Source organism: Enterobacter sp. K16B (assembly GCF_020216105.1).
Lineage (GTDB): Bacteria > Pseudomonadota > Gammaproteobacteria > Enterobacterales > Enterobacteriaceae > Enterobacter > Enterobacter sichuanensis.
The window spans coordinates 1-8033 of sequence record NZ_JAIWJZ010000126.1 but is presented as its reverse complement, the minus strand read 5'-3'; the positions used below and the strand labels follow the sequence as shown (position 1 = coordinate 8033).

Here is an 8033-nt window from a genome sequence, read left to right as displayed (position 1 = left end):
GTGTGCCGTTGTTCCGTGTCAGTGGAGGCGCATTATAGGGAGTTATTCTGACGTGACAAGAGGAAATTTAAAAAAAGTTTCCATCCGTGTTTTTTTTCACCAACAGAGGTGAAATCAAGCTACAAATTGTTCTATTTGATGTATCTGCAACCACAATCACATTCGAGATGGCATAATTATCAGCATGAATCTTTAAGGAATAAAAGCGATGCCATTAAGCGCGCAACAGCTGGCCGCCCAAAAAAACCTCTCTTATGTGCTGGCCGAAAAGCTGGCTCAGCGGATTTTAGCGGGTAAATATGCCCCGGGAAGCATCCTGCCGGGTGAAATGGAGCTGGGTGAGCAGTTTGGGGTAAGCCGTACCGCCGTGCGCGAAGCGGTGAAAACCCTGACGGCAAAAGGTATGGTGCTTCCACGCCCTCGTATTGGCACACGCGTGATGCCACAAAGTAACTGGAATTTTCTCGATCAGGAGCTGCTTTCCTGGTGGATGACGGAAGACAACTTTCATCAGGTGATCGATCACTTTCTGGTAATGCGCAGTAGCCTTGAACCTCAGGCATGTCTGCTTGCCGCCACGCTTGGCACGGCTGAGCAGAAAGCGCAGCTTAACGCGTTGATGGAAGAGATGGTGTTCCTGAAAAAAAACTTCAACCGCGAACGCTGGGTTGAGGTCGATATGGCCTGGCATGAACATATCTATATGATGAGCGCCAATCCGTTCCTCACCTCTTTTGCTTCTTTATTCCATTCGGTGTACCACACTTACTTTACCTCTATTACCCAGGACGAAGTGGTAAAACTGGATCTGCATCAGGCATAGTGGATGCCATTCAGGAAAGCGACGGGCAGCAAGCCCTGAGTGCGTGTCAGGCATTACTGGCCGCACCAACCCACCAGCAGGTAAATAAATGACGAAGAAAAAAGCGCGCAGCATGGCCGGATTGCCGTGGATTGCAGCCATGGCGTTTTTTATGCAGGCACTGGATGCCACCATCCTCAACACCGCGCTTCCCGCTATTGCGCAAAGCCTCAACCGTTCCCCACTGGCAATGCAGTCCGCCATCATCAGCTACACCCTGACGGTTGCGATGTTGATCCCGGTAAGCGGCTGGCTGGCCGACCGCTTCGGCACCCGCAGAGTTTTCATGCTGGCCGTGACGCTGTTTACGCTCGGCTCTCTGGCCTGTGCACTCTCCACATCCTTAACAGAGCTGGTGATCTTCCGCGTATTGCAGGGTATTGGCGGCGCGATGATGATGCCAGTGGCACGCCTTGCCTTGCTGCGAGCCTACCCTCGAAGTGAACTGCTGCCCGTGCTCAATTTTGTCACCATGCCGGGCCTGGTCGGTCCCATACTTGGTCCGGTGCTCGGCGGCGTGTTTGTCACATGGGCCAGCTGGCACTGGATCTTCCTGATTAATATTCCGATTGGCGTTGCGGGGCTGCTGTATGCCCGCAAATATATGCCGAACTTCACCACGCCAAGACGCAGTTTCGATATGGGTGGTTTTTTCCTGTTTGGCCTGAGCCTGGTGCTCTTCTCCAGCGGGATGGAGCTGTTTGGTGAGAAGATTGTGGCAACGTGGATTGCACTCTCCGTTATTCTCGCCGGCGTTCTGCTGTTTCTTCTCTATATACGTCATGCGCGCCGCCACCCGACACCGTTAATCTCCCTGGGGCTCTTTAACACCCGAACATTTTCCGTCGGGATCGCGGGCAACATTGCCTCGCGCCTGGGGACGGGTTGCGTACCGTTCCTGATGCCACTGATGCTCCAGGTCGGTTTCGGCTACCCGGCTCTGATTGCTGGCTGCATGATGGCACCCACGGCAATGGGCTCGATTCTGGCAAAATCAACCGTTACGCAAGTGCTGCGCTGGTTTGGCTATCGTAAGACGCTGGTTGGTGTGACGGTCTTTATCGGCCTGATGATTGCGCAGTTCTCGCTGCAATCCGCTTCTCTTCCCGTCTGGATGTTGATCCTGCCGCTGTTTGTACTGGGCATGGCGATGTCAACGCAGTTCACGTCGATGAACACCATCACCCTTGCCGATCTGACTGACGAGAACGCCAGCAGCGGCAACAGCGTGCTGGCCGTAACGCAACAGCTGTCGATCAGTTTAGGGGTTGCCGTGAGTGCAGCGGTACTGCGGTTTTATGAAGGTTTTGACAGCGCGAACACCGTTGAGCAGTTCCACTATACCTTTATTACCATGGGTGCGCTTACCGTGGTTTCGGCGCTGGTCTTTATGCTGTTAAAACCGAAAGACGGACGCAACCTGATCAAAGAACGCCACAAAACAAAGTCTAAACCGAACCCCGTTCCATCAGAACAGGAGTAAGCTGCAGACGTTGCTGCTGCAGTGTGGGCTGTGCCATCCGGTGGATCAACACATCGATGGCCAGTTCACCCAGTTCATCCTTCGGCTGATGGATCGTGGTCAGCGGGGGAGTCATATAGCTGGCCAGTTCGATATCATCGTAGCCTATTATCGCCATATCGTCCGGAACACGCAGTCCCGCCTGGTACAACGCCTTATAGGCCCCAAATGCCATGGCATCGTTACCAATAAAGACCGCCTGCGGGCGCTGGGCTTGCGCCAGCAATGTCTGCATCGCCTCGAAGCCGCCGTGAAATTCAAAATCACCGGTAATACGGTAGCCTTCAGGAACAGAAAGCCCCGCCCGCGCCATTGCGGCAAGATACCCCTCCAGACGCAAACGCGCGGGGGTTTTGTCCAGGGGACCGGTAATGCAGGCAATGCGGGTATGGCCTTTATCGATCAGATACTGGGTGGCCATGTCGCCCCCCAGCAGAGAGTTATCCTGAATAAGATCGCTGGTGCCGTCGAACGGCGCCCAGTCCATCATCACCGTAGGGATAGAAGGGTAGCGCTGAATGATCTCTTTCGAGGGCTGATGCGTTTCGGTACAGAGCAATAGTAACCCGTCGACGCGTTTTTGCATTAGCGTTTCCAGATTACGGTTCATGCGCTGCTCGTCCCCTTCGGTATTACACAGCACCAGACTGTAGCCACGCTCGAAGCAGCTGCGCTCCACGCCGCGAACCAGTTCAGAATAAAAGGGGTTGGTACTGGCGGTGATCAGCATACCGATGGTACGCGTCTGGTTCAGCTTGAGGCTGCGCGCCAGCGCCGACGGCGCATAGTTTAGCTCTTTAATGGCAGCGTCGACTTTCTCCCGAATCGCCTCGCTGACGAAGCGATCGTTATTAATCACGTGAGAGACTGTCGACGTAGAAACGCCCGCCAGGCGGGCGACATCTTTCATTGTGGCCAAGCGTTACCCCTGCTGACTTAAGAATTCATCGATCTCTTTACGCCACGGAACGGAAGGCTGGGCACCTTTGCGCGTAACGGCGATAGCCGCGGCAGCATGTGCGAAGCGGATCGCATCATCCAGGTTTTTGCCTTCCAGCAGCGCGGTCACCAGTGCACCATTGAAGGTATCTCCCGCCGCGATGGTATCAATCGCTTTCACCTTAAAGCCCGGCACGCGACGGCCTTCGCCGTTTACGCTTGCCCACACCCCACGGCTGCCGAGGGTGATAATCACGGTACCAATGCCTTTGTCGTGCAGCGCCTGCGCGGCACGCGTTGCATCGTCATCATTTTCAACACGAATGCCCGTCAGTTTTTCGGCTTCAGTTTCGTTGGGTGTGATGATGTCCACCAGCGCCAGCAATTCGTCTGATAATACACGGGCAGGCGCAGGATTAAGTACGACAGTGGTATGATTTTCATGCGCTATTCTAGCGGCCGCCAGGACGCTTTCGACCGGCGATTCCAGCTGCATCAGTAACGCTTCAGCATTTGCGATACGCTCACGTTGCGCCTCAACACGCTCAGTGGTTAATGCAGCGTTAGCGCCAGCATGAATACCGATGACATTCTCACCTTCTGCGTTGACGAAAATCAGCGCCACACCGGTAGATTCCCCAGCAACTACGCTCACTGGCGCGATATCGATGTTATCGCCTGCCAGCTGCTTGCGGACACGCTCGCCGGTATCGTCATCACCCGTGCAGGCGATAAACGCGATATTCGCCCCACTGCGCCCCGCAGCAACGGCCTGGTTTGCACCTTTACCGCCAAATGCCACCTGATACTGGTTACCGGTGACGGTTTCGCCCGGCGTCGGGAATGATTCAAGGTTAAGAATGTGATCGGCATTGATACTGCCAAGGACGACGAGGTTGCCTGCGGTTTTCATGGTTGGGTTGTCCATCTGAGAGCGCCACCGGAGTTACCCGGTGGCGTATGCCACACTTTTCTTTATTGGTGTCCCTCAGGCAGCCAGCGACTGCCTGAATCGCCTTTTACTGCTTAATAACCAGTTTCAGGTCAACAGGGTATTTGGCCTGAACTTTTTCGCCCTTCAGCACTTTGTCAGCAGTCTGCACGCCAGTCGCGCCAATCTGCTCAGGCAGCTGAGCGATGGTTGCAGCCAGTTTGCCATCATTTACCGCTTTTTCACCATCCGGCGTGCCGTCAAATCCGACAACCATCACATCAGATTTACCGGCAGTCTGCAGGGCACGCAGCGCGCCCAGCGCCATTTCGTCGTTCTGTGCGAACACAGCCTGCACGTCAGGGTGGGCGGTCAGCAGGTTCTGCATGACGTTCAGACCTTTAGTACGGTCGAAGTCAGCTGGCTGGCTGGCCAGTACGTTGAATTTATGCGCTGCCACCGCCTGCTGGAAGCCTTCGCCGCGCTCGCGGGCGGCAGACGTACCGGCAATCCCCTGCAGTTCGATCACTTTCGCGCCTTCACCGGCTTTCTTCGCAATGTAGTCACCGGCGATTTTACCGCCCAGCACGTTGTCAGACGCGATATGGCTCACCACGTCACCTTTGGTTGCCTGACGGTCCAGGGTGATCACCGGGATTTTCGCCTGGTTTGCCATCTTAACGGCGTTACCGACGGCGTCAGAATCGGTTGGGTTGATCAGCAGGATTTTGGTGCCGCGAACGGTTAAGTCCTGAACGTTAGCCAGCTCTTTCGCCGGGTTGTTCTGGGAATCCAGCACCACCAGGTTGTAACCCAGTTTATCTGCTTCTTTCTGCGCGCCATCCTTCAGGGAGACAAAGAACGGGTTGTTCAGCGTGGAGATAACCAGCGCGATGGTGTCTTTCGCCATGGCGTTAGCACTTACGGTTGCGCTCAGCGCGACAGCAGAAACCAGGGTAGCCAGTTTTTTCATGTTCATATCTAAGATGTCCTGTAGTGTCGTCAGTTACTGTTTTTTGTTGTCTACCAGTACCGCCAGCAAAATCACCACTGCCTTAACGATCATCTGGTAATAGGAGGAAACACCTAACAAATTCAAACCATTATTCAGGAAACCAAGAATCAGTGCGCCGATCAATGTCCCAACAATGCGACCTTTACCGCCCGCAAGACTCGTACCGCCCAGCACCACTGCCGCAATGGCATCCAGCTCATAACCCGTCCCCGCCGTTGGCTGCGCGGAGGAGAGGCGCGCCACTTCGATGATACCCGCCAGAGAAGCCAGCAGACCACACAGGGAGTAAACGATAACTTTGACTTTATTCACGCTAATCCCGGACAGACGCGTTGCCGCCTCGTTACCGCCCAGGGCATAGATATAACGACCCAGACGAGTGTGATGCAGCATGTACCACGCCGCCAGGAAGACGATAGCCATGATCCAGACCGGAGTAGGGATACCCAGCGGACGACCAATACCGAACCAGCCAAACAGATCGGCATTATCAGTAAAACCGGTGTTCACCGGACTGCCGTTGGTATAAACCATGGTCACACCGCGCAGCAGCAGCATCATCACCAGCGTCGCGATGAACGCCTGGACGCGGCCTTTCGCCACAATCACGCCGGTCACGGCACCAATTGCCGCCCCTGCCGCCAGCGCTGCCGCCACGGCCACCAGCGCATTGACTTCAATTCCGACAAGGGAAGCGGCGATCGCACCGGTGAGCGCCAGCAAGGAACCGACGGACAGATCGATCCCTGAGGTCAAAATCACCAGCGTCATCCCGACCGCCATAATGGCGTTCACGGAGGTCTGCTGCAGAATGTTGAACAGGTTATTAACGGTGAAAAAGTTCGGGCTCATGGTCGACACAATCGCGATCAGCACCAGCAGGGCAATCAGCGATTTTTGTTCCATCAGCCATGCCTTTGTGAAATAACGGCGACCAGAGACAGCCTGGGTAGTCATCTTCTTACTCCTGATTCACGCGATTAAGCTTGCCCACAGCGGCAGCCATCAGAACTTCCTGGGTGGCCTGCTCGCGAGTGAATTCACCGCCGAGATGCCCTTCATGCATGACGATAATGCGATCGCTCATGCCTAATACTTCTGGCATCTCGGAAGAGACCAGAATGATGCTCAGCCCGTCGGCCTTGAACTGGTTAATCAGTTGATAGATCTCTTTCTTCGCCCCCACGTCTACGCCGCGGGTCGGCTCGTCAAGGATCAACACTTTCGGGCGCGTCATCAGCCCGCGCGCAATCGCCACTTTCTGCTGGTTCCCGCCGGACAACAGGCCGATGGCCTGCTCCATCGACGGGGTTTTGACGTTAAAGAGACGGATAAAATCGCTGACCGCCTGCTGTTCGTCTTTATGTTTCAGCGTACCGCCGCTATGGCTGAAATAGCGCAGCGCGGTAAGCGACATGTTCTCTTTCACCGACATGCCGAGCACTAAGCCGTCGCGCTTGCGGTCTTCGGAGATATAGACGATGCCGTTCGCGAGGCCATCCTGCGGCGAACGGGTCACCACTTCACGACCGTCGAGAGTGACATACCCGCTGGTGCGCGGCAGCGCGCCGTAAAGCACTTTCATCAGCTCGGTACGGCCGGCGCCCATCAGGCCCGCCACGCCCAGGATCTCGCCCTGGCGCAGGGTAAAGGTCACGTCGTTCACACCCGGACCGCAGAGATTGTCCACCTTCAGGCGGATCTCGCCCGGCGCTTTATCCAGGTGCGGGTATTGATCTTCAAGTTTGCGTCCCACCATCATTTCGATGAGCGTATCTTCGGTCAGCGTGGCCACTTCGCGCTCGGCAATAAACTGCCCGTCGCGAAAGACGGTAACGTCATCGCAAATCTCGAAGATCTCTTTCATGCGGTGAGAAATATAGACAATCCCGCGGCCCTGCGATTTCAGCTCGCGGATGACGCGGAACAGGGATTCGGTTTCGGTATCCGTCAGGGCGTCGGTCGGCTCATCCATAATGATGACCTTCGACTCAAAGCTCAGCACCTTCGCGATTTCCACCATCTGCTGATCGCCGATAGAGAGATCGCCGACCAGACGGTCGCTCTTAAAGCGCAGGTTCAGCTTCGCCAGCAGTTTGTCCGCTTCGGCATACATGGTTTTCCAGTCGATTTTGCCAAACCGGTTCACAAATTCACGGCCAAGGAAGATGTTCTCCGCAATGGTAAGCTGCGGGATCAGGTTCAGTTCCTGGTGAATGATACCGATACCGGCTTCCTGGGAGGATTTCGGGCCGTTGAAGGTGGTCTCTTTACCCAGCCAGATGAGTGAACCGGCATCGCGTTGATAGATACCGGTCAGCACTTTCATCATGGTGGATTTGCCGGCGCCGTTCTCACCCACCAGCGCCATCACGCGCCCGGGGTAGACATTCAGCGCCGCACCGGAGAGGGCTTTTACGCCCGGGAACGATTTATCGATCCCTTTGAGTTGCAGTAATGCGTCCATGATGGCCTCAGAAGGTGACACCAGCACAGAGAATAATATTCGCATACGGGGAACACTCCCCGCTGCGAATCACCGCCTGACTGTCTGCGGTTTGTTGTTTAAATTGTTCGTGCGTTGTGTAACGAATTTCTATGGTGTTTCCCTGGTGTTGTTGCAGCTGCTCAAGGTGACTGAGCAACGTTTCGTGGAGTTGCGGATTATGTTGTTTGATTTCCGCGGCGAGAATGGCTGCCTCAACCTGCATCTCCGCGGTCACAACATCCAGTACCTGCATAAACGAGGGCACGCCCTGGGTTA

Annotated in this window: 7 protein-coding genes and 1 pseudogene; 2 read left to right on the top strand and 6 right to left on the bottom strand. The window is 55.2% G+C overall.

Annotated elements, in window-relative coordinates:
* Nucleotides 1–208 precede the first annotated feature (208 nt).
* Nucleotides 209–915, top strand: a pseudogene (locus LDK53_RS19820) (FadR/GntR family transcriptional regulator).
* Nucleotides 912–2345 (top strand): multidrug transporter subunit MdtD, encoded by a 1434-nt coding sequence (mdtD, locus tag LDK53_RS19815; protein WP_025756947.1) that lies wholly within the window; start codon nt 912–914, stop codon nt 2343–2345. Before LDK53_RS19820 ends, mdtD begins: the two are co-directional and overlap by 4 nt.
* Here mdtD and rbsR read toward each other — a convergent pair.
* The 6 genes from rbsR to rbsD all read right to left on the bottom strand — a co-directional run.
* Nucleotides 2311–3303: a ribose operon transcriptional repressor RbsR gene (gene rbsR, locus LDK53_RS19810; RefSeq protein WP_025756948.1), complete on the bottom strand. Its 993-nt coding sequence runs from the start codon at nt 3301–3303 to the stop codon at nt 2311–2313. The two genes, mdtD and rbsR, sit on opposite strands and share 35 nt — an antisense overlap.
* A 3-nt stretch (nt 3304–3306) precedes the next feature.
* Nucleotides 3307–4236 (bottom strand): ribokinase, encoded by a 930-nt coding sequence (gene rbsK / locus LDK53_RS19805; RefSeq protein ID WP_225287878.1) that lies wholly within the window; start codon nt 4234–4236, stop codon nt 3307–3309.
* A 106-nt stretch (nt 4237–4342) separates the two neighbouring features.
* The gene (rbsB, locus tag LDK53_RS19800) at nt 4343–5233 is read right to left on the bottom strand and encodes a ribose ABC transporter substrate-binding protein RbsB (RefSeq protein WP_013099394.1); all 891 of its coding nucleotides are present in this window, start codon (nt 5231–5233) and stop codon (nt 4343–4345) included.
* A gap of 27 nt (nt 5234–5260) precedes the next feature.
* A complete protein-coding gene (rbsC, locus tag LDK53_RS19795; RefSeq protein WP_025756950.1) occupies nt 5261–6226 on the bottom strand; it encodes a ribose ABC transporter permease in 966 nt (321 codons plus the stop codon).
* Nucleotides 6227–6230: 4 nt separating this feature from the next.
* Nucleotides 6231–7736: a ribose ABC transporter ATP-binding protein RbsA gene (rbsA, locus tag LDK53_RS19790; RefSeq protein ID WP_045285351.1), complete on the bottom strand. Its 1506-nt coding sequence runs from the start codon at nt 7734–7736 to the stop codon at nt 6231–6233.
* Nucleotides 7737–7743: 7 nt separating this feature from the next.
* The coding region (rbsD, locus tag LDK53_RS19785) for a D-ribose pyranase (RefSeq protein WP_225287877.1) at nt 7744–8033 on the bottom strand (290 nt) is incomplete at its 5' end.

Excerpts from the sequence above, each read along its gene's own strand:
- rbsC (WP_025756950.1), bottom strand. The coding sequence starts at position 6,226 with ATGACTACCCAGGCTGTCTCTGGTCGCCGTTATTTCACAAAGGCATGG.
- rbsB (WP_013099394.1), bottom strand. The coding sequence starts at position 5,233 with ATGAACATGAAAAAACTGGCTACCCTGGTTTCTGCTGTCGCGCTGAGC.
- mdtD (WP_025756947.1), top strand. The coding sequence starts at position 912 with ATGACGAAGAAAAAAGCGCGCAGCATGGCCGGATTGCCGTGGATTGCA.
- rbsK (WP_225287878.1), bottom strand. The coding sequence starts at position 4,236 with ATGAAAACCGCAGGCAACCTCGTCGTCCTTGGCAGTATCAATGCCGAT.
- rbsA (WP_045285351.1), bottom strand. The coding sequence starts at position 7,736 with ATGGACGCATTACTGCAACTCAAAGGGATCGATAAATCGTTCCCGGGC.